At 70.5% G+C, this 18,737-nt stretch carries 24 protein-coding genes; 10 read left to right on the top strand and 14 right to left on the bottom strand.

What is annotated here, in order from left to right; all coding sequences use genetic code 11:
• Window positions 1-6: 6 nt before the first annotated feature.
• Window positions 7-828, bottom strand: a complete 822-nt coding sequence (locus ACYQZ5_RS11420; RefSeq protein WP_379732089.1) for an MOSC domain-containing protein — start codon at window positions 826-828, stop codon at window positions 7-9.
• Between the two features lie 89 nt (window positions 829-917).
• Here ACYQZ5_RS11420 and ACYQZ5_RS11415 point away from each other — a divergent pair, with 89 nt between their 5' ends.
• Window positions 918-1,391, top strand: a complete 474-nt coding sequence (locus ACYQZ5_RS11415) for a redoxin domain-containing protein (protein WP_379732090.1) — start codon at window positions 918-920, stop codon at window positions 1,389-1,391.
• Here the strand turns inward: ACYQZ5_RS11415 and azf are convergent, their stop codons facing one another.
• Complete coding sequence (gene azf / locus ACYQZ5_RS11410; RefSeq protein ID WP_379818399.1) at window positions 1,392-2,180, bottom strand: NAD-dependent glucose-6-phosphate dehydrogenase Azf; 789 nt, start codon at window positions 2,178-2,180, stop codon at window positions 1,392-1,394.
• Window positions 2,181-2,273: 93 nt separating this feature from the next.
• Between azf and ACYQZ5_RS11405 the strand changes: the two genes are divergently transcribed.
• Together ACYQZ5_RS11405 and ACYQZ5_RS11400 are read left to right on the top strand one after the other, a co-directional pair.
• Window positions 2,274-2,621 (top strand): dihydroneopterin aldolase family protein, encoded by a 348-nt coding sequence (locus tag ACYQZ5_RS11405; protein ID WP_379732092.1) that lies wholly within the window; start codon window positions 2,274-2,276, stop codon window positions 2,619-2,621.
• A 188-nt stretch (window positions 2,622-2,809) separates the two neighbouring features.
• A complete protein-coding gene (locus ACYQZ5_RS11400) occupies window positions 2,810-3,223 on the top strand; it encodes a DUF5790 family protein (protein ID WP_379732093.1) in 414 nt (137 codons plus the stop codon).
• Here the strand turns inward: ACYQZ5_RS11400 and ACYQZ5_RS11395 are convergent, their stop codons facing one another.
• A complete protein-coding gene (locus ACYQZ5_RS11395; protein WP_379818400.1) occupies window positions 3,224-3,958 on the bottom strand; it encodes a creatininase family protein in 735 nt (244 codons plus the stop codon).
• 148 nt (window positions 3,959-4,106) lie between these two features.
• On the opposite strand from ACYQZ5_RS11395, the gene ACYQZ5_RS11390 reads away from it, so the two are divergent.
• A complete protein-coding gene (locus tag ACYQZ5_RS11390; protein WP_379732186.1) occupies window positions 4,107-4,808 on the top strand; it encodes a TVP38/TMEM64 family protein in 702 nt (233 codons plus the stop codon).
• Between the two features lie 24 nt (window positions 4,809-4,832).
• On the opposite strand, the gene ACYQZ5_RS11385 is transcribed toward ACYQZ5_RS11390, so the two are convergent.
• The 6 genes from ACYQZ5_RS11385 to ACYQZ5_RS11360 all read right to left on the bottom strand — a co-directional run bounded on the left by ACYQZ5_RS11385 (window position 4,833) and on the right by ACYQZ5_RS11360 (window position 7,923).
• Window positions 4,833-5,498, bottom strand: coding sequence for a DUF502 domain-containing protein (locus ACYQZ5_RS11385; protein WP_379732187.1), 666 nt, complete (start codon window positions 5,496-5,498; stop codon window positions 4,833-4,835).
• Between the two features lie 93 nt (window positions 5,499-5,591).
• Window positions 5,592-6,431, bottom strand: coding sequence for a proline dehydrogenase family protein (locus ACYQZ5_RS11380; protein ID WP_379732188.1), 840 nt, complete (start codon window positions 6,429-6,431; stop codon window positions 5,592-5,594).
• Between the two features lie 24 nt (window positions 6,432-6,455).
• Complete coding sequence (locus tag ACYQZ5_RS11375) at window positions 6,456-6,713, bottom strand: KEOPS complex subunit Pcc1 (protein ID WP_379732189.1); 258 nt, start codon at window positions 6,711-6,713, stop codon at window positions 6,456-6,458.
• A complete protein-coding gene (locus tag ACYQZ5_RS11370; RefSeq protein WP_049981803.1) occupies window positions 6,710-6,844 on the bottom strand; it encodes a DNA-directed RNA polymerase subunit P in 135 nt (44 codons plus the stop codon). Before ACYQZ5_RS11370 ends, ACYQZ5_RS11375 begins: the two co-directional genes overlap by 4 nt.
• The gene (locus tag ACYQZ5_RS11365) at window positions 6,845-7,114 is read right to left on the bottom strand and encodes an eL43 family ribosomal protein (protein ID WP_379732190.1); all 270 of its coding nucleotides are present in this window, start codon (window positions 7,112-7,114) and stop codon (window positions 6,845-6,847) included.
• A gap of 56 nt (window positions 7,115-7,170) precedes the next feature.
• Window positions 7,171-7,923 (bottom strand): DUF2103 domain-containing protein, encoded by a 753-nt coding sequence (locus tag ACYQZ5_RS11360; protein WP_379818401.1) that lies wholly within the window; start codon window positions 7,921-7,923, stop codon window positions 7,171-7,173.
• 88 nt (window positions 7,924-8,011) lie between these two features.
• Between ACYQZ5_RS11360 and ACYQZ5_RS11355 the strand changes: the two genes are divergently transcribed.
• Entirely contained in the window at window positions 8,012-9,442 is a 1,431-nt protein-coding gene (locus tag ACYQZ5_RS11355; RefSeq protein ID WP_459846222.1) for a hypothetical protein, read from the top strand.
• A gap of 6 nt (window positions 9,443-9,448) precedes the next feature.
• Here the strand turns inward: ACYQZ5_RS11355 and truD are convergent, their stop codons facing one another.
• Together truD and pth2 are read right to left on the bottom strand one after the other, a co-directional pair.
• On the bottom strand, window positions 9,449-10,804 hold the full coding sequence (gene truD / locus ACYQZ5_RS11350; RefSeq protein ID WP_459846220.1) for a tRNA pseudouridine(13) synthase TruD: 1,356 nt from the start codon (window positions 10,802-10,804) through the stop codon (window positions 9,449-9,451).
• Window positions 10,805-10,934: 130 nt separating this feature from the next.
• Window positions 10,935-11,273: a peptidyl-tRNA hydrolase Pth2 gene (pth2, locus tag ACYQZ5_RS11345; protein WP_379732299.1), complete on the bottom strand. Its 339-nt coding sequence runs from the start codon at window positions 11,271-11,273 to the stop codon at window positions 10,935-10,937.
• Window positions 11,274-11,366: 93 nt separating this feature from the next.
• Between pth2 and ACYQZ5_RS11340 the strand changes: the two genes are divergently transcribed.
• From ACYQZ5_RS11340 to ACYQZ5_RS11330, 3 genes are all read left to right on the top strand, one after another.
• Window positions 11,367-12,077: a YIP1 family protein gene (locus tag ACYQZ5_RS11340; protein ID WP_379732298.1), complete on the top strand. Its 711-nt coding sequence runs from the start codon at window positions 11,367-11,369 to the stop codon at window positions 12,075-12,077.
• A 169-nt stretch (window positions 12,078-12,246) separates the two neighbouring features.
• Complete coding sequence (dcd, locus tag ACYQZ5_RS11335) at window positions 12,247-12,837, top strand: dCTP deaminase (protein WP_379732297.1); 591 nt, start codon at window positions 12,247-12,249, stop codon at window positions 12,835-12,837.
• Window positions 12,834-13,745: a thiamine-phosphate synthase family protein gene (locus ACYQZ5_RS11330; RefSeq protein ID WP_459846217.1), complete on the top strand. Its 912-nt coding sequence runs from the start codon at window positions 12,834-12,836 to the stop codon at window positions 13,743-13,745. Before dcd ends, ACYQZ5_RS11330 begins: the two co-directional genes overlap by 4 nt.
• Window positions 13,746-13,764: 19 nt before the next feature.
• Here ACYQZ5_RS11330 and ACYQZ5_RS11325 read toward each other — a convergent pair whose 3' ends face one another.
• Window positions 13,765-14,877 carry a hypothetical protein gene (locus ACYQZ5_RS11325; protein WP_459846215.1) on the bottom strand — a complete coding sequence of 371 codons (1,113 nt, stop codon included), beginning with the start codon at window positions 14,875-14,877 and terminating at the stop codon, window positions 13,765-13,767.
• A 106-nt stretch (window positions 14,878-14,983) separates the two neighbouring features.
• On the opposite strand from ACYQZ5_RS11325, the gene ACYQZ5_RS11320 reads away from it, so the two are divergent.
• Window positions 14,984-15,985 carry a glutathione S-transferase family protein gene (locus tag ACYQZ5_RS11320; RefSeq protein WP_379732891.1) on the top strand — a complete coding sequence of 334 codons (1,002 nt, stop codon included), beginning with the start codon at window positions 14,984-14,986 and terminating at the stop codon, window positions 15,983-15,985.
• A 39-nt stretch (window positions 15,986-16,024) separates the two neighbouring features.
• On the top strand, window positions 16,025-16,771 hold the full coding sequence (locus tag ACYQZ5_RS11315) for a hypothetical protein (RefSeq protein ID WP_379818382.1): 747 nt from the start codon (window positions 16,025-16,027) through the stop codon (window positions 16,769-16,771).
• 8 nt (window positions 16,772-16,779) lie between these two features.
• Here the strand turns inward: ACYQZ5_RS11315 and ACYQZ5_RS11310 are convergent, their stop codons facing one another.
• Both ACYQZ5_RS11310 and ACYQZ5_RS11305 read right to left on the bottom strand, forming a co-directional pair.
• Window positions 16,780-17,625, bottom strand: coding sequence for an ABC transporter ATP-binding protein (locus ACYQZ5_RS11310; protein WP_379731349.1), 846 nt, complete (start codon window positions 17,623-17,625; stop codon window positions 16,780-16,782).
• The gene (locus tag ACYQZ5_RS11305) at window positions 17,625-18,737 is read right to left on the bottom strand and encodes a FecCD family ABC transporter permease (RefSeq protein WP_379731348.1); all 1,113 of its coding nucleotides are present in this window, start codon (window positions 18,735-18,737) and stop codon (window positions 17,625-17,627) included. The genes ACYQZ5_RS11310 and ACYQZ5_RS11305 overlap by 1 nt, the downstream gene beginning before the upstream one ends.

The raw sequence follows: 18,737 nt of genomic DNA, 5'->3' as shown, positions 1-18,737 counted from the left end.
GCCGCCTCAGTCGACGATCTCGACGGGATCGCCGACGGCGAGGCGCTGACCACGATCCGCCTCCGGCACTCGCGCGATCAGCATCAGCGTGTAGAAGTGGTCGAACGCCGCCTCGTCGGCCCAGTCGGGGAACGTCTCCTCGCGCTTCTCGAGGAACCGCTGCCGGAACTCCGGCGTCGGCTCTCCCGTCTCGGGGTCGCGCTCGGGCACGACACAGCGGGCGCAGGGGGTGACACCCTCGATCCGGACGCCGCCGACTTCGAACGCCGGGGCGTCCTCGCCGACGAAGCGGTCCTCCCAGAACGCCGGCACGCCGGAGACCTCGAGGTTCGCCCGCAGGCGCCGGCGCGCGCCCTCGACGCTCAGGTCGTCGAACCACGAGGCGACGGTTTCCAGCGTGGCGGTGCTGATCACCGACGGTCCCATCCCCCGCCGGTCGACGAACCCCAGCGACGCGTCGCGGCGGAGGGTGAGATCGGCGTCGAAGAACTCCGAGAACCACGCCCCGGCCGCCGCGCGCTCGTCGTCGAGGTCGAACTCGCGGCGGTCGCCGTCGGCGGTTTCGACGGTCAGCGTCGTCGTTTCGGGGTCGTACGCGGTGTCGAGTTCGTGGAACCGGTCGCTGTGCTTGGCGTTGAACACCCCGTTGTCGTGGGGGTTGCCGTCGATACTGTCGTCCTCGGCGTCGGACGGGACGGCGGCGGCCTCGAACAGCGCGAACTCGCGATCGCCCGCGAGCGTGCCGCCGTCGAGGATCTCGCTGGACTCGACCTCGGTGGCGTCGAGTCCCTTCACCGGGTAGATCCGGACGCGTTCGAGTCGGGACACGGTCGGGAGTAGCCGCCCGTGGACATAGATGTTCGTTCCCGCCCATGTTCGTGGCCGTCTTTAACTGTCGGCGGGCCGTACAGTTCGGTATGGTTTCTACCGGCGATTCGGCACCGAGATTCTCGGCGACGAAAGGGACGAGCGACCACGAGGATTTCGACCTCGACGACCACCTCGGCGACGGGCCGGTCGTGCTCGCCTTCTTCCCCGGCGCGTTCACGCCGCCCTGCACGAACGAGATGGTCGCGCTGCAGGAACGCATCGGCGAGTTCGAGGCCGCCGGTGCGACGGTGTTCGGCGTCAGCGCCGACTCGCCGTTCTCCCAGGGGGCGTTCCGCGAGGAGCACGGCATCGAGTTCGACCTCGTGAGCGACATGGCCGGCGAGGCGATCCGGGCGTACGGACTGGAGATGGACATCCCCGACCTCGGCCTCTACGGCATCGCGAACCGCGCGGTGTTCGTGCTCGATAACGACGGGACGGTGACGTACGACTGGGTCGCCGACGATCCGACGAACGAACCCGACTACGACGACCTGCTCGCGGCCGTCGAGGACGCGTAGCTACGCCGCGTCGTCTTTCGGTTCCCCTTTGAACGTGTACTCCGCAGAATTGTCGACGGGCTCGTAGCCGAGCACTTCCTTCGCGCGCTCGATTGAGTAGTACTTCCGGTCGTTGTCGGAGATGCCGTAGACGATCTCGTACCCGTAGTCGGCCTCCAGACAGCACCGGAACAGGCGGGCGCAGTCGCGGTGGGAGAGCCACATCGCCTGCCCGCGCTCGTATTCCCGCGGGGGGTGGCCCTCAGTGAGGTTCCCGATCCGGACACAGACCACGTCGAGGTCGGCGTGGTCGTGGTAGTAGCGCCCGAGCGTCTCGCCGCTCGCTTTCGAGACGCCGTAGAGGTTCGACGGTCGCGGGAGTTCGGTGCCGTCGAGTCGGTACTCGTCGTCGGTCCGATACATCTCCGGCGTGCGCTCGTCGGTCTCGTAGGCGCCGACGGCGTGGTTGGAGGAGGCGAAGGCGACCTTCTCGACGCCGGCGTCGACGGCAGCGGAGAACACGGTCTGGGTGCCGTCGATGTTGTTCGCGAGCACCGAGTCCCACGGCGCGTCCGGCCGGGGGTCGCCCGCGAGGTGGATCACCGCGCCACAGCCGGAAACGGCGTCGGCGACGGCGTGCTCGTCGGTCACGTCCGCGACGATCGACGCCGACTCGGGGACGCCGTGTCGGCGCTCCTCGGGGATCGGCTCCCGGTCGAGCAGCCGCCAGTCGTACTCGTCGGCGAGCCGCGAGAGGATCGCCTGCCCCACGCGGCCGCCGGCACCCGTCAGCAGCACCGGGTCGTCCATTCGGGTGGATATGTGGATACTGGGGGTAAATACGGTGCGGTTCGGCGGGTCGGCTCCGGTACCGCTTTCCCGGGTCGCCGCCCAGCCCCGCGTATGTCCGACACGACCGACGCCCAGCAGGCCTGCTTCGAGGCCGGCATCAAGTTCGGCTCGCTCTACCACCAGTTCGCCGGCACCCCCGTCTCGCCGGAGAGCACCCGCAGCCTCGAAACCGCCATCGAGGAGGCGATCGAGAACCAGCCGTACTGCGAGTCCGTCGCCGTCGAGATCCTCGACGACCGCGTCGCCGACGCGATCGACCACGACGAGGGGTACGCCGAGCTCACGGGCAGCCTGATGGAGGTCGAGATGCGGATCGACTACGAGGGAACCGCGGTCCGCACGCGGATGGCGATGGAGGACGGCTACCCGCGGATGAAGCTCGTCGCCGTCGAGGACTGAGGCGACTACCACGATCGCTGAGGCGACTGCCGCGATCGCTGAGGCGACTGCCGCGATCGACGGCCGGGCCGGCGCGGTGAAACTGATCCCCCGGACCCGGCTGAACCGCGGTCTGAACCGATATCGCCCGTCGTTTCAGTTCCGCTCCGTGGCGACCTTTTTACCGCCCCGGTGTGCAAACTACCCGCATGAGTCAGACCACGTTCGACGAGGACGACCTGTTCGGCGAGGCGGCCGAGGAGATGCGTGGCGAGGTCGAGAGCCACCTCGCCGACGCCCGCGAGTCGCTCCCGGACGCCGACGCGATCTGGGAGGTGGACGCCGACAACGCGCTGGGCGTGCTCAACGGCCTCAAGTCCGCACTGGACACCGCCGACGCCGCCGAGCACCTCCGGGCGGCGAAGAAGCAGTACGTGATGGGCGAGCGCGCCGACGCGTTCGAGGACGCTGACGATCTGGAAGCCGAGATCGACGACCTCGAGGAACTGATCGAGGACATCGAAGACGCCCACGACGACGCCAGCGAACTCGCGGGGACGCTGCCGTCGCTGCGCTCCACGCTGCAGGACGCCATGGAGGACGAGGACGGCGAGGACGAGTAGTCAGCCCGCTCGCTCCCGAACCGCGTCGAGCAGATCGACCAGCGCTGCCGTCGCCAGCTCCTCGAGCTCCGCTCCCCGTTCGGCGTCGCCCTCTCCGGGGTCGCCGACCACGCCGTTCTCGGTGAACTCGTCGCTGTCGACGGCGAGGTTCACCCCCGACACCCAGTCGCCCCAGCGCTCGCTCCCGCCCTCGCGGGCGTCGTCGATGCGCTCCTCGCGGACGAGTTCGGGGCGGCCGTGTCGCAGGAACGCGGTCTCCAGCGGGCCGGCGTGGCCCATGTCGCTGCTGTGCTCGCCGACCGCCTCGAACCACGTGAACGGCGCCACGCGGGCCACCCCGTCGCGGGTGAGCCGCGCGGCGACCTCCCGGAGCGCGTCGACGTTCCCGCCGTGGCCGTTGACCAGCACGACCGCGTCCGGCCCGTCGCTAGCGGCGAGGCTCTCGACGGTTTCGCGGACGTACGCGCGGAACGTGTCCGGCGACACCCAGAGCGTCCCGTCGAACGCGCGGTGCTCCTCGCTGATGCCGACCGGCACCGTCGGTGCGACGAGCACGGGATCGCCCGTCTCGGCTTCGTAGGCGTCGGCGCCGGCCTCGGCGACGGCTTCGGCGGTGAACGCGTCGGTTCCCAGCGGCGCGTGCGGGCCGTGACCCTCGGTCGAGCCGACCGGGAGGACGGCGAGGTCGGCGTCGGCGTCGCGAACGTCGGTCCACGTCGCGTCGGAGAGGCGCATACGCGGTGCTCGGGTGGGCATCGCTTGTAGGCTGTGGGTCGGCGGCGCCGGTTCGGCACTGCCCCGGTTCCGTGGGTGCCAGCTATAGGGGTGAGAAGCTGTGCCACGAGAAAGAAGATTCAAGACTGCGTACCGACAATCGATCTCTATGAAGTTCTTCTCGTCACGGCAAGCCCGTTGGCGAGTGGTCCTCGCGGTCGCCCTCCTCGGTGCCGGGTTCGTCGCCCTCTACGTCGCGTTGCGTCGCTACGCGCCGTTCGTCTTCGACACGGAGGCCCTCCGGCTCTGGATCGACCAGTTCGGCGTGTTCGCCCCGCTGGTGTTCGTGATCGTGCAGGCGACCCAGGTCGTCGTCGCCCCGATCCCCGGACAGATCGTGGCCCTCGTCGCCGGCTACCTCTTCGGTGCGGTCGCCGGAACCGTCTACAGCCTCGTCGGCGTGCTCATCGGGAGCGCCGTCGCGTTCAGCCTCGCGAAGCGGTACGGGCGTCCGTTCGTCGAGAGCGCGCTCCACGAGGACATCCTCACGCGGTTCGACGGGTTCGTCGAGCGGGTCGGGATCCCGGGACTCATCGTGTTCGTCCTCATCCCCGGCCTCCCCGACGACGCGATCTGCTTCCTGAGCGGGCTCACGACGTGGCGTCTCAGAACGTTCATGGCGGTCATCGCCGTCGGCCGCCTGCCCGCCTACGTCATCACGGTGTACGCCGGCGGCGAACTGGCGAACGGACAGTTCCTCTCGGGTGCGGCGCTGATCGGCGCGGTGGTCTCGCTCTCGCTGCTCGGCTACTACAACCAAGGTCGCATCCGTCGGTTCGTCGAACGGCTCGAACCACGGATCCCGTTCTGAACTCCGCCGCGGTGCCGGGCGGCGTCAGGGTCTGGATCGGTCCCCGTCCGCGTCGCCCTCGGCGCCGATCTCGCCAAGCGGGGTTTCGGCCTCGTTCGACTCGCCGAACCCCGCCGAGAGGACGCGAGTGAGCGCCTGTTCGACGTTCTCGTCGGTCTCCTCGTAGTCGTCAGGCTCGACCTCCACGACGAACCCGGTGGTGATGTTCGGCGCCGTCGGGAGGAACAGCACGTCCCGGCCGTCGTCGGTCGTCTGCCCGGTCTTGAACGCGGTCATCCGCATCCCGTCCCAGGGCTCCAGTTTCACCGGCTGCTGGAGTTCGCTCGCGCCCGAGACGGCCGTTTCGACCGCCAGCTTCGAGGCGTTGTACAGCACCCGGACGCCGGGGACGCGGTTCACTACGTCGTCGAACAGCCCCTCGGCGATCCGCCCCATCTGCGTGCGCATCAGGTAGCCGGCCGCCAGCGTGACCGAGAGGAACAGCCCGAGCGTCAGCCCCAGTTCGAGCGCCATCGCCGCCGCCTCCACGCTGATCGGTCGCGGCACCAACCCCACCGGGATGCGGTTGGGGGGGACGTTCAGCGGGAGGCCGAGCAGGTGGCCGATCAGCCACCGGAGCACCAACAGCAGCACTACGACCGGGAGGACGACGATCAGGCCGCTGGCGAAGTCGCGCTTCCACCGGGTCATTCACTCGAACGTGTCGCCCCGAGAAGTAAAGCCGTACCGCTACCCGCTCACGATTGCGCTTCGCGGCTACCCGCTCACGATTGCGTCACGCGGCTACCCGCTCACGATCGCCCGCAGCGCGAACAGCGCGTTCTCCTTGCGCTCGCGTACCCGGCGGTAGAAGTACGAGAGCCACTTGTCGCCGTAGGGCGCGTACTGCCAGACCTCCTCACCCTCGGCGGCGAGCTCGCGCTGGGCGTCGTCGCGGACCCCCATCAGCATCTGCACCTCGAACTCCCGGTCGTACTCCTCGCGGAGGTCCCGGGCGTAGTCGATCATCGCCGGGTCGTGGCTCCCCACGGCGATCTCGCCCTCGTACTCCGCGAACAGCGTCTCCAGGTCCTCGCGGTAGCGTTCGTCCACCTCGCTCTTCTCGGTGTAGGCGACCGACTCGGGCTCGTCGTAGGCGCCCTTGACCAGCCGGATCTTCCCGGGAACGTCGGCCAGCCGTTCGAGGTCGTCGCTGGTCCGCCGGAGGTTCGACTGCACGCACTGGCCGACGCCGCCGTCGAACTCCCGGGCGAACTCCTCGAAGGCGTCCAGCGTCACGTCGGTGGTGTCGGCGTCCTCCATGTCACACCAGACGAACACGCCGGCGTCCTGTGCGGCCTCGACGATCGAGCGGAAGTTCGACGTGAACACGTCGTCGCCGATGTCGATGCCCAGCTGTGAGGGTTTGACGGAGATACAGGCGTCGACGTCGCTGTCGGCGATGTCGCGCACCAGCGCCCGGTAGGATTTCGTGTCCGCGGCGGCGTTCTCGGGCTCCTCGTAGTGTTCGCCGAGGAGGTTCAGAATGACGTTCACGCCGTCGTCGTTCATCCGCGCGGCGTGATCGAGTGCGGCCGCCGGGCTCTCACCCGCGACGAAGTTGCTGGCGATCGGGGGTATCACACCCGTACAGTTTCCGTGCGGAGGCTAAAACCGTTGGGCTCCGGCCGCAGTTACCCGCTCCGCGACCGTCAGTAGTCGGCTCCAGCTCGTCGTGCCGGCCCGGAGCGCGGTCAGATCTGCCGCCTCGACGGTCACCTCGACGGTGTTCCCCTCCCGGGCGACGCGCGCGCTGGCTCGATCGTCGTCGACGCCGCCGACTTCGGGGTCGAGACTGGCGGCGACGCGTCTGGCGCGGTCGGGAGAGCCGTAGGAGACGGAGAGCGTCGCCGTGTGTGCCGTCACTTCACGTCGACTTCCTTCACGTCGCCGCCGCGCTCCTTCAGCAGGACGCGGTGGCCACAGTAGGGACAGCGCACGCCGCCGTACTCGTCGAGTTCGACGTCGCGCTTACAGCGGGAGCACTTGTAGCTCATCTATTCGCTCTCTTCGGAGAGTGCCGCGCGAATGGAGCGCTGGACCGAGCGACCGCCGGGCGTCTCCGGGCGGTAGGCGCCGCCGGTGAACGTCTCGCCCGTCTCCTCGTTCTTCCAGATGCCGGTGCCGATGCGCTTGACGGAGTCGCCGTCGACGGTGGCGTTCTCCATCGCGTCTTCGATTTCCGAGACGCGTCGCCGGGAGACTCGCCCGTAGCGCGCGCCGAAGCGGCCGGCGCTGCCGACGGACCGAGCCTTGTTCTCAGCCATAGTGCACGGGAGTAGCCCCAGTACGCACAAAAACCCTGCGAGTCGCGCCGCCCCCGTCAGTCGTCCTGATACCCCGCCTCGACCAGCGCCTCGTTGAGCGCCTCCCGAACGCGCTCGCCGGTCTCGCGGTCCATCGCCGTCGTCACGACGCGGTTCTCCTGCACGCTGGAGCCGTCCCGAATCAGCAGGCGGACGTTGCCGCTCTCGCCGGCGCGGGTCGCCTTCGCCCGGACGCCGCCGCGGCTGCCGCCGCCGCCGGCCTCGATCGGTCCCGGGATGAGCTTCTTCACGTTCGGGTGGGCGGCGACGGTGTTCACCACGTCCCGGCCGTCGCGGCCGCCGATGAGGGTGGAGTGCGAGCCGCCGAGCTTCTCCGTCGGCGGCGTGTCGACCACTTCGAGGCTCCGCTCGCCGCGCTGACTCCGGACCCGTTCGACTGGGTCGTCGTCGGGGACGCGGTAGAACCGGTGGTGGAGCTGGGCGCGACACTCCCGCAGCGGCTCGCGCGCGCCGGAAGCGTACACCTCCTCGGGGCGCTTGCGCCGGATCTCGTCGGCGACCTTGCCGGCGAAGTTGCGGAGTTCGACTACGCGCGCCTCGGGGTCCTCCTCGGGGACGGTCGTGATCGTCGTCTCGCCGACGATCTCGGGTTTCTCCCCGTCGGCGTGCTCGGGCGGGTCACGGAGGAACGTCAGCGTCGCGCGCTCGCGCTCGAACGCGACGACGACGGCGTCGCAGTTGGCGGTGTCGCAGGCCAGACAGTAGTCGCCCGGCCGGTCGAGTTCGGTGCCACACCGCCGACAGTCCATGCCGGAGGCAGGCGGTTGTGGCGGAAAAGCGGCGTGCTTCGGCCGGCACGGGGGAACGTTCAACTCCCTTCCCGTCGGAAGCGACCCCGTGTCCCGACGTGCCCTCCCCGCGCTCGTCCTGCTGATCGCCCTCTCGGCGACGCTCACGCTCGCCGCGCCCGCGCTCGCGGCGCCGCCGCCCGAGCCGGTCTGTACGAACTGCGCGCCGGCGTACGAACGCGCCGCCGACGACGCCGGCGTCGACGTGACTGTCGCCCGGAGCGCGGCGGTGGTCACGCTCGCCGAGAGCGGGAACGCGACGTGGCGCGTCGGGCTGGTCCTCGAGGGTCCGGACGCCGAAGAACTGGCGGGGAACGACAGCCTGCATCGCCGACTCGCCGCCGAGACGACCGGCGAGCAGTTCGTGGGGGCCGGCCCCGGACGCGGCTTCAACCGCAGCAGCGGTGGCGGGCCGACGTTCCCGGACGCCGAGCACGTCCGGTACTACCGGTTCAGCGACCCCGAGTTCGCTCGCGCCACCGTCGGCGGCGCCGCCGTCGTCACGAAGTTCCGGCCGGATCTCCAGGGGGCGAACTACGCTGGCCTCGGCGTCGACAGGGTGACGGTCCACTCGTTCCTCGACGTCATGCACACGCTACCGGGGGTCGACACCGTCGACGGGTTGGGCGGGAGTTCGTTCACGCTCACCGAACGACACGGTGGACTGGCGACGTTCGAACCCAGTACCGGTGTCCTCGGCCACGCGAGCACCCTTCCGAGCGTCGTCGGACTCGCCGCCGTGTTGCTCCCCGTCGTCGTCGAAAACGCCGCAGTCGTCGTCCTCCCGGCGCTGCTCGTCCATGCGCTCGTGACCGGCGGGCTGTTCGCGCTTCTGTCGGGGAGCTTCCCCGCCGCTGACGACCGCTGGCGGCGTGGCATCGTCGCGCTCCTCGCCGCGACGGCCACGCTCCTCACCCTCCAACCGCTGCTGGCCCCGCTACTGGGTGCGCCGTTCCTCGGCGGCGCCGAACCGCTGCTGCTCGGTCCCGCTGCCGCGTTCGCGACCGTCGCCGTCGGGATCGCCCGGCCGTCGCTCGTCGGTGACAGCTCGCCGAAACGGCTCGCGGTCCGAGCGCTCGCGGCCGGTGCTGCCGTCGGCGTCGTCGCCGGCACCGTCGCCCCGGGAACGACGGGCTGGACGTTCGCCGCGTGGGCGTTCGAGCCGACGCCACCCGGGGCGACGGCGTGGGACGGCCTCGGCTTCGCGTTGACGGTCGCCGGGCCGACGCTCGCGCTGCTCCCCGCCGGCGCCGCACTCGCTGCGGGTCGCGCTCGCGCGGCACTTGGCGTCGCGCTCGCGGGCGCTGCGCTCGGCTGGGTCGCGTCCCCGGCGCTCTACTTCCGACAAATGGGGCTGCTCGTTCCCGGACTCCTGCTCGGCTTCCCGGCCGTCAGCGCCGTGTTACTGCTCGGTTCGCCGCTGCTGCTCGCGGGCTGGGTGCTCGGTGAGGACCGATCGTCGACGCCGCCCGGGGCCTGATCGCGTCTACAGGTCCGTGGGGTCGGTTTTCAGGTACTCCCGGAGCACCGCCGTCGCGTAGCTCCCGGAGGGGAGCGCGAACTCGAACGTCAGCGGATCGCGCCCGACGGTCATCTCGGTGTCGACGAGGATCGCCCGCCGTGTCCCCGTGGACTCGAAGTTCCCCGGCAGGTCGAACATCCCCGGTGCCAGCCCGAGGTCGTCGAACACCTCGCGCTCGATCTCCCCGGGCTCGCCGTCGGCGAACTCGGTTTCGGTCCCGATCAGGGGTGCGGTCACGAACGCCCGCCCGCGCTCGCAGTGGCGGGTGAGCACGTCGACGCGCTCGGCGGTCGCACGCTGGAGCCGGTCGGGATCGGGCTTTCGGACGGCGTCGACCTCCGTATCGGCGAAGCAGCACACGTCGCCCTCGACTGGCTCGTGGAACGGGAGCCCGCGGTCGAGCCGCTCGCTCAGGATCCGGTTGAACGCGTACGACTGGGCGGCGTTGACGAACAGCCGCTGGAGGTTCGACGGGACGGCCTCGAGCGCGTGCCGCCAGTCGTCCGGCTCCCCGCCGTCGGCGCCGCCGGCGTCCCGCTCCTGCAGTCGGTGGAGCATCGACCGTTCGTACCCCAGCTTCCGGGGCATCCGGTCGAGGCAGGCGCCCCAGTCGGGATCGTCGCTCGCGGCCTGCTCGTCGACGAACGCCCGCGCTTCGCGGGTGTCGTCGGGTTCGGTTTCGTAGGGGTTGCCCACGTACGCCAGTACCGCGTCGCGCCACTCCCCGCGGACGGTCGCGAGCCCGACCTCGTGGGTGACGGGACGGCGGCTGCCGAACCGTTGGTGGCCGAAGACGTTGGGGACGCCGATCCGCCCCTCGTCCCCGCCGGCGAACGCCCGGAGCTGGTCGGTGATCGCCGCGGCGTTCTCGGGGCGATCGGCGTCCCGGACCGTGATCTCGAAGGCGTTGCCCGCGAGGTCGCCGTAGGAGAGGTGTCGCCCGGCACGCCCGACGACCTCGATATCGGCGCCGCGGACCTCCGGGAGATCTGCGGGGTCGGCGTCGGACACCGAGAACAGCTGGGTCGTGACGGCGTGTTTGTCCTTCGTGCCCGCCCAGTCGACGCGCTCGCGGGAGGCCCCCATCGCGTCGGAGAGCCGCCCGGCGAAGTCGTTGGTGTCCCAGCCCGACAGCGTCGCCCGGATCACGAGGTAGGGGTAGTCGTCGGCGCCGCTGTCGACGGGCTCGGTGTCGAACGCCTCCAACTCCCGAACTCGGAACTCCTCGGGGCGGTCCCGGAGCCGGCCGCCGACGCCGTCGGCGTCGCTGACGTACCAGTCGACGCCGACGGTCCGCTCGCGGGGATGGGCTTCACGCATCGCCCGGGAGTATCCCGCCTCGGGGGTTAACGCTGTTCGTCCCGGGTTCGGAACGTCGACGACGAGTACGGGGGAACCGATTGCGGAACCGGTTCGAGGTCGGGACGGTACGGATACCGATTTGAGCCGTTCAGTAGAGCGAGAGATCGCCCGTCACGCGGTCGACTACTTCGTCCTCCCCGGGGCCGATCGCGACCGTCGTCGCCGTGCCCGGGTCGAGCTGGGTGTGGCCGGCGTCGCGGATCACGGCGTTGGGCAGGCCCTCCCGCTCGGCGCGGTCGGCCAGTTCGAACAGCTGGTCCTCGCCGCTGCCCTTCAGAACGACCTTCTTCTGTCCCTCGCCCTTCCACGCCGTCCGGGTGCGGCTGTCGGCGTCCTCGTACGCCGAGAGCGAGGCGTGTGCCACCTGTGCGGCCAGCTTGCCGGTCCCCATCCCGAGGTCGGTCCGCGCGACGATCGCCTGCTTCATACCCGACTCTCCCGCGGCGCGGGGGAAAGCGCTTCGGGAGTTCGGCGGCGTCGACGGCAGGCTATTTGCCGCTTCGGCACCCACCGTGGCGCGATGGCTGGTCCCCGCACACCCCTCCTCCGACCGGACCGGTACTTCAGCGAACGCTCGCCCCGGCTGGCCCACGCCGCGATCGTCGTCGCCGTCGTCGCGGTCGCAAGCGCCGTCGGGATCGCGGTGTTCCTCGATCAGTTCGCCGCCGCGCTCGACACGACGGTGACCGTCGACAACCCGGCGTACCCGGGCGACTCGTTCTGCGAGGACCCGGCGTTCGAGGAGACGCCGAGGGGCTGTGACGAGCCGCCGACCGTCGAGCGGCAACTGGGTTCGATGGTCGCGCAGGAGCTCTCGTGGCTCCCGATCGCGGTGGCCGTGATCGTCCCGCTCTGGTGGCTCTGGCAGGCCGTCGTGCTCCACGCCGCCGGGTCGGTCGCCGGCGGGTCGGGTAGCGTCGGGGAGGCGCTACCCGTCGCAGGCTGGGGGATGGCGCCGAGCCTCCTGCGGCTGGTCGTCGTGCTCGGCTTCGCGGTCCGCCAGCTACGCTCGGTGTCGGTCCCGGACGACCCCGAGAACGCCCTCGCCGTGCTCCAGTCGGCGATCGCGGGCATCGAGACGGTCGGCCTGCTCGCGGTGCTCGTCGTCGCGGTGTGGGCCGGCGCGATCCGGACGTACGGGCTGGCCGACAGCCACGGCCTCCCGGTGTCGAGGGCGGCGGCAGCCGTCGTCGTGCTCACCCTCGTTGGGTTCCTCTTCGAACTCGGCTGATTCCGTCGATAGTGCGAACAGGCAGGCTCACGGCCCCCGGAGCGGTGCGCTGCGCTCCCGTTCGTCGCTCCGGGGCGGCTCTCAGGTCACGGCGTGACTGGTCGCGCTCTCCCTTTTCAACTCTCGGTGGACCGGGGCGTTTAGGCCCCCGCGGCTCTCTTCCTCGGGTATGATCCTCTCGGACCGCGACATCCTGCGCCGGATGGAGGAGGGCGACCTCGTCGTCGACCCTGTCGACGACCTCAACACCCAGCTGCAGCCGGCCAGTCTCGACCTCCGACTCGGCGAGGAGTTCCTCGAGTTCCAGCGCACCAACATCTCCTGTATCCACCCCAACCGCGAGCAGGAAGTGGGCGACTACGTCCGGGAGACGACCGTCCCCGAGGGCGAGGAGTTCATCCTGCACCCCGGCGACTTCGTGCTCGGAACGACCAAGGAGCGCGTTGACATCCCCGACGACCTGATCGCCACCGTACAGGGGCGCTCCTCGCTGGGTCGGCTCGCGGTCGTGATCCACGCCACGGCGGGCATCGTCGACCCGGGCTACCGCGGCCAGATCACGCTCGAGCTCTCGAATCTGGGCACCGCGCCGGTCGCGCTCTCGCCGGGGATGCGCGTCTCACAGCTCATCTTCACCGAGCTCTCCTCGGCGGCCGACCGCCCCTACGGCGTCGAGCGCGACTCGAAGTATCAGGGCCAGTCCGGCCCGCAGGCGTCCCGAATCGGCGTCGATCCGGAGTTCTCGGAGGGCGAGGAATGAAGTTCGTCGAGGAGGTCGTCGTCGACGCCTTCCTCCCGACGTACCGGGCGATGCTCGCCGAGCGACTCCGGGATCGCGGGCTCACGCAGGCCGAGGTCGCCGACCTGCTTGGTGTGAGCCAGTCGGCGGTGTCGAAGTACGCCCACGGCGAGGTCGACGTTCACCCGGACGTAAAGGGCGACGAGCGGGTGCGCGCGCTCGCCGACCGCGTGGCCGAGGGGCTGGCCGACGGGACGCTCAGCCGCGTCGGCGCGCTGGTCGAGACGGAGGTGCTGATCCGCGAACTGGAGGACGGCGACCTGCTCGCGCGCCTCCACGAGGAGGCCGTCCCCGGACTCGCCGAGGTCGACGCGACGTTCGCGGTCCACGACGCCGACTCGGCGCTGCGGACGAGCGAGCAGGTGCTCGCCTCCGTCCGGCGGGGGCTCAGGGTGCTCACCAACGCCTCGGGCTTCGCGGGGCTGATCCCCAACGTCGGCACGAACCTCGCCGAGAGCCTCCCGGACCCGACGGGGATCGAGGACGTGGCCGCGGTTCCGGGCCGGGTCGTCGACGTGAAAGGCGCCGCGACGGTGCCGGGCGACCCGGAGTTCGGCGTCAGCGAGCACGTCGCGGGTGTCCTCCTCTCGGCCCGCGCCGGCGGCACCGACGCCCACGCCGCAGTCAACGTCGCCTACGACGAGGAGATCCTCGCGGCGTTCACCGACGCCGGCTACCGGGCCGTCGAGTTCGACCCCGGCGCGGACGAGGACGCCGTGGAGGCGGCGGTCGCGGCGGCCGACATCGACACGGAGGAGCCGTTCGTGCTCTACCAGACCGGCGCCCACGGCGTGGAGGCGATCACCTACGTCCTCGGCCCCGACGCGCCGACGGTCGCGCGCGCGGTCGTCGAGACGCTGCTCCGGTAGACGAATGCCCGTTTCCCGTTCAGACGACGCCGAAGAGCGGCGCCGCCAGCCCGACGAGCCACGCTCCGACGCCGACGGCGACGATGCGCCGGTCGGCCCGGCCACCGCCGAACGCGACGACGGCGATCGCGGCCGAGAGGGCGAGGCGGTGACGGACGATCCGGGGCGGAACGGGTTCGACGCCGACGAGCGCGAGGTCGAACAGGGTCGCGAGCGCGAGGCCGGCGAACGCGAGCAGCGCAGCCCGGAGCGCCGGCCGCCCGCGGGAGAGGGCCACGGTCGCGGCAGGGACGCCGACGACGAGAACGGGGTAGCCGACCGCGACGGATAGCTTCGGGTTCACGCCGGGGGCGACCGCCTCGGCGGCCAGCCCCCACGCGCGGACACCGAGGACGATCCCGAGGAGCGCGACCGGGGTCGCGAGTTCGCGGCGCGAGAGCCTCCGGGTCGTCAGCGGAACGGCAGCACCGAGCAGCGTCGCCGCCGCGAACTCGACGGCGAGCCACGAGCCGTCGCTGCCGCCGCCCGCGTGGCCGTGGCGCTGCCGGCTGACCTCCTCGACGAACGGCTCGTCGGCGAGGTCACGCTCGACGAACTCGGCGCCCGGGCCGACGCCGGTGACGGTGTGCCTGAGCCGGAACCAGTCCCAGTACTCCGTGTGGGCCTGCAGCGCGGTCCAGTCCCCCGACGCGCTTGGGTAGGCGCGGATGTGGGTTCGCTCGCCGAAGTACTCCCCGACCGCCAACTGGTAGGCGGGCGCGACCCACTCGCCGCTCCCCTCGCGGTCGGAGCCGACGTAGGAGTATCGAACCGAGCCGTGGGCCGGGCGCCACGGCGACACGCCGACGCTCGCGTTCCCGCCGACGGCTCCCCAGTCGGTGTCCGAACGCCCGACGAACGCCCGGCGCACGCGGTCTGGCTCGCCGAGGACGACGACGTTGAGCGCGAGCGTCCGCCCCTCGGTCGACCGGCTCCTGCTCGTGTACGGCCAGACGTAGCTCTCGGTCCCGTCTGGCGAGACCAACTGCTCCGACGGCGGGGGCTGTTCGGCGGCCGGCGCCCCGGCCGCCGCGGTGGCGACCAGCGCGCCGGCGACGAACAGGGCCGCCAGCAGCGCGCGACGTGAACGCACAGGCCCGCGTTGCGGCGCCACCGACAATACTGTTGGCGTCGGGGGCGTCGCCGAGGCGTCCGCCGCCGGCGCTCGGCTTATCCGGCTCGCTCCCCTCCCTTCGCCCATGAACATGCTCGTCGACGGCGAGTGGCGGACCGACGCCTACGACTCCACCAACGAGGAGGGTGAGTTCGACCGGAGCGAGAGCAGCTTCCGGGACTGGCTCGACGGGAGCGTCGCCGCCGCGGGCGAGGCGCCGAACTCCTCGGAGTTCGAACCCGAGTCCGGCCGCTACCACCTCTACATCTGTCGGGCCTGCCCGTGGGCCCACCGCGCGGCGATGACCCGACAGCTCCGGGGGCTGGAGGACGACATCTCCATCTCGCTGGTCCAGCCCGAGCGCTACGACGAGGGCTGGGAGTTCTCCGAAGAGCACCCCGACCCCTTCCACGACTACGAGTACCTCCGCGAGGTGTACACCGACGCCGATCCCGACTACACGGGCCGGGTGACGGTGCCCGTCCTCTGGGACAAGCAGGAGGAGACCATCGTCAACAACGAGTCGAGCGAGATCATGCGGATGCTCGACACCGCGTTCGACGGCAACGAGTTCTCGCTGTACCCCGAGGACTTGCGCGGGGAGATCGACGAGATCGTCGACGCGATCTACGACCCGATCAACAACGGCGTCTACCGCGCCGGCTTCGCGGGCACGCAGGACGCCTACGAGGACGCTGTCGACGACCTGTTCGACGCGCTCGACCACTGGGAAGAGGTACTCGCCGACCAGCGCTACCTCGCGGGCGACGGCGAGCGCCTGACGCTGGCGGACGTGGCGATGTTCGCGACGCTGGTCCGGTTCGACCACGTCTACCACACCCACTTCAAGTGCAACCGCCGGGCGATCCACGAGTACCCGAACCTCTGGGGGTACACGAAGGATCTCTACCAGACGCCCGGGATCGAGGAGACGGTGAATATGGACCACATCACCCGGCACTACTACGTCAGCCACGGTGACCTCAACCCCACGCGGATCGTCGCGGTCGGCCCGGATATCGACTTCACCGAACCGCACAGCCGCGACGAACTCCCCGGCGGCCCGCCCGCGGCGCTGACCGAGTAGACCACCAGTTCCTTCTCCCGGCCGGCCGGAGCCGGCCACATGGTCCTCGGACTCTCCGGCGGTCAGCTGTTCGGCGCCGCGATGCTGCTCGGCGGCGCCGTCGTCCTCCTCGCGAGCGCACGGTACGTCTGGCGGGCGAGCGCGGTCGTTCGCGCGTCGACGGTCGACTCGCTCGCGGGCGTCGATCCGGGGTCGCTCGTCCGCCTCTCGGGCACGGCCGAGCAGGGCGACGACGAGACGCTCACCGCCCCCTTCTCCGGCAGCGAGTCGCTGGTGCTTCGCTACGCCGTCGAGGAGCGTCGGCTCAGCCCGTACCTGCTGCCGTGGTTCGTGACGATCCACGAGCGGGCCGGTTCGGTGCCGTTCCGCCTGCGCACCCCGGAGTCGGTCGTCGACGTGACCGAGCCGACGCGGACGGTCACGCTCCGAGCGGACCGCGTCGCGACCGTCGCCCTCCACGAGACCCCGCCCGAGCGCATTGAACGCTTCGAGCGCCGGACGGACGCACTCCCATCGACGACGGTCTGGCACGCGCGACAGTTCGGGATCGGTCCGGTGCTGGACGCGCTCTCGCTCGGCACGCGCCGGTACACCGAGGCGCGCGCGACGCCGGACGAGGACGTGACTGTCGTCGGTCGTGTGACGGAGGCCGGCGGCGTCGATCCGCTGGTGGTTTCGGACCGCTCGCCCGCGAGCACGCTCCGCCGGATGGCGGGCACCTCCCTCGTCGGCCTCGCGATCGGCGCGTTCGTGGTCGCGCTCGGTGCCGTGTTGTTCGTCGGCTGAGGCGACCGTCAGGCCGGGTCGTCGCCGTCGTCGTGCAGCGGCTCCAGCGGGACGACCTGCGTCCCGTGTTCGGTTTCGGTCACCGCGACCTCGATATCGAAGACCGCGGCGAGGGTATCCCTCGTGACGACCGTCGCGGGGTCGCCCCGTGCGTACACGGACCCATCCTTGAGCGCGACCACGTGGTCGGCGTACCGGGCGGCCTGATTGATGTCGTGGAGCACCAGCACGACCGTCATGTCGCTGCGGTCCCGCAGCGTCTCGACGATCTCCATCACCTCCAGTTGGTGGTACGGGTCGAGGAACGTCGTCGGCTCGTCGAGCAGCAGCACGTCGGTTTCCTGGGCCAGCGCCATCGCGATCCAGACGAGCTGTTTCTGCCCCCCGCTGAGGCTGTCGACGTCGCGGTCGCGGAGATGCTCGATGCCGGCCAACTCGATCGCCTCGTCGACGGCCGCCAGATCCGACTCCGACGGCGACTCGAAAAAGCCCGTGTGGGGGTAGCGCCCCCGCTCGACGAGATCCTCGACGGCGACCCCAGTGGGGACGGCGTTCTCCTGGGAGAGCAGGCCGAGCTTCCGCGCGAGCTCCTTCGAGCCGAACTCGTCGATCGTCCGGCCGTCGAGCAGAACCGTCCCGTCGTCGGGCGAGATCTTGTTCGCGAGCCCCTTCAGGAGCGTACTCTTCCCGCTCCCGTTCGGGCCGATGAGCGCCGTCACCGCGTCCGGCGGGACGTCGATGGACTCGCCGTCGATCACGGGCGTCTCCAGCCCCGGGTAGCCGACGACGAGCTCCATCCCGGAGAAGTCGGCCTCACCGAGGTCCGGTCCGTTCGTGGACGACTCCCCGGCCATCAGAGCTCACCCAAGTTCGTCTTCTTCCGCATCAGGTAGAGGAAGTACGGCCCGCCGACGATGCCGGTGATGACCCCGACCGGTAGCTGGATGGGGCTCAGCGCGAGCCGTGCCCCCACGTCCGCGCTGACCAGCAGCGCGGGGCCGAGGAACAGACAGCCCGCCAGCAGCAGTTTCGCATCGCTGCCGACGATGTTCCGAACCATGTGGGGGACGATGAGCCCGACGAAGCCGATGAGGCCGGCGACGGCGATGGCGGCGGCCGTCGAGAGCACCCCGATCCCGGCGATGGCGAACCGCATCTTCTCGACGGGCATCCCCAGCGAGTCCGCGCGGTCCTCGCCGAGCGCGAGCACGTCCAGCTCCTGCGTGACGGCGAACGACAGCGCCATCGACAGTACGGTGAACGGGAGCGCGATTCGGACTTCCTCCCAGCCGGCGTTCATCAGCGTCCCCGAGAGCCACGCTTGTGCGGCCATCGCGACGCCGAGGTCGTCGATGAAGAAAAACAGCGCGCGCTGGACGGAGCCGAAGACGGTACCGACCACGACGCCCGCCAACACCAGTCGGACGGGACTGGTACCGTTCTTCCACGCGATGGCGTACACGAGCAGGAACGCCAGTCCCCCGCCGACCGCCGCGAACAGCGGGAGGACCGGCATGAGCCCGTAGAAGAACGTCAGCGTCAACAGCACGACCAGCCCGGCACCGTCGCTGACGCCGAGGATGTAGGGGCTGGCGAGCTCGTTGCGCGTGATGATCTGGAACAGCGCGCCCGAAACCGCGAGGTTCGCGCCGACGAGCACGCCGACGAGGATGCGCGGCAGCCGGAGGTTCCAGACGATCAGCTGTTCGCGGCTGAGCCACTCGGGGACGGTCGCGCCGAGGAACGTCCACTGCCAGACGTCGAGGCTGAACAGCACTGTCGGGTCGAACACCGTGTGCCACGCCTCCCCCAGCGTCAGCGGGTACGCGCCGAAGCTCACCTGGAGTATCGTTGATCCGAGCAGCACACCGAGGCTCCCGACGACGATGAGCGCGAGCTTCGAGGTGCGGTACCAGTCGGCGCCGGCGGCGCGCAGCTTCGCGAGTCGATCGAGTACCCGTCCCAT

It is taken from the genome of Halolamina salina, assembly GCF_054653455.1.
The sequence above is the reverse complement of the archived record's forward strand: the minus strand, read 5'-3'. Positions and strand labels throughout refer to the sequence as shown.

Bases quoted from the DNA above. Each gene is read 5' to 3' on its own strand.
- ACYQZ5_RS11415 (WP_379732090.1), top strand. From the start codon at position 918: ATGGTTTCTACCGGCGATTCGGCACCGAGATTCTCGGCGACGAAAGGG.
- azf (WP_379818399.1), bottom strand. From the start codon at position 2,180: ATGGACGACCCGGTGCTGCTGACGGGTGCCGGCGGCCGCGTGGGGCAG.
- ACYQZ5_RS11405 (WP_379732092.1), top strand. From the start codon at position 2,274: ATGTCCGACACGACCGACGCCCAGCAGGCCTGCTTCGAGGCCGGCATC.
- ACYQZ5_RS11400 (WP_379732093.1), top strand. From the start codon at position 2,810: ATGAGTCAGACCACGTTCGACGAGGACGACCTGTTCGGCGAGGCGGCC.
- ACYQZ5_RS11395 (WP_379818400.1), bottom strand. From the start codon at position 3,958: ATGCGCCTCTCCGACGCGACGTGGACCGACGTTCGCGACGCCGACGCC.
- ACYQZ5_RS11390 (WP_379732186.1), top strand. From the start codon at position 4,107: ATGAAGTTCTTCTCGTCACGGCAAGCCCGTTGGCGAGTGGTCCTCGCG.
- ACYQZ5_RS11385 (WP_379732187.1), bottom strand. From the start codon at position 5,498: ATGACCCGGTGGAAGCGCGACTTCGCCAGCGGCCTGATCGTCGTCCTC.
- ACYQZ5_RS11370 (WP_049981803.1), bottom strand. From the start codon at position 6,844: ATGAGCTACAAGTGCTCCCGCTGTAAGCGCGACGTCGAACTCGACGAG.
- ACYQZ5_RS11365 (WP_379732190.1), bottom strand. From the start codon at position 7,114: ATGGCTGAGAACAAGGCTCGGTCCGTCGGCAGCGCCGGCCGCTTCGGC.
- ACYQZ5_RS11360 (WP_379818401.1), bottom strand. From the start codon at position 7,923: ATGGACTGTCGGCGGTGTGGCACCGAACTCGACCGGCCGGGCGACTAC.
- truD (WP_459846220.1), bottom strand. From the start codon at position 10,804: ATGCGTGAAGCCCATCCCCGCGAGCGGACCGTCGGCGTCGACTGGTAC.
- pth2 (WP_379732299.1), bottom strand. From the start codon at position 11,273: ATGAAGCAGGCGATCGTCGCGCGGACCGACCTCGGGATGGGGACCGGC.
- ACYQZ5_RS11340 (WP_379732298.1), top strand. From the start codon at position 11,367: ATGGCTGGTCCCCGCACACCCCTCCTCCGACCGGACCGGTACTTCAGC.
- dcd (WP_379732297.1), top strand. From the start codon at position 12,247: ATGATCCTCTCGGACCGCGACATCCTGCGCCGGATGGAGGAGGGCGAC.
- ACYQZ5_RS11330 (WP_459846217.1), top strand. From the start codon at position 12,834: ATGAAGTTCGTCGAGGAGGTCGTCGTCGACGCCTTCCTCCCGACGTAC.
- ACYQZ5_RS11320 (WP_379732891.1), top strand. From the start codon at position 14,984: ATGAACATGCTCGTCGACGGCGAGTGGCGGACCGACGCCTACGACTCC.
- ACYQZ5_RS11315 (WP_379818382.1), top strand. From the start codon at position 16,025: ATGGTCCTCGGACTCTCCGGCGGTCAGCTGTTCGGCGCCGCGATGCTG.
- ACYQZ5_RS11310 (WP_379731349.1), bottom strand. From the start codon at position 17,625: ATGGCCGGGGAGTCGTCCACGAACGGACCGGACCTCGGTGAGGCCGAC.
- ACYQZ5_RS11305 (WP_379731348.1), bottom strand. From the start codon at position 18,737: ATGGGACGGGTACTCGATCGACTCGCGAAGCTGCGCGCCGCCGGCGCC.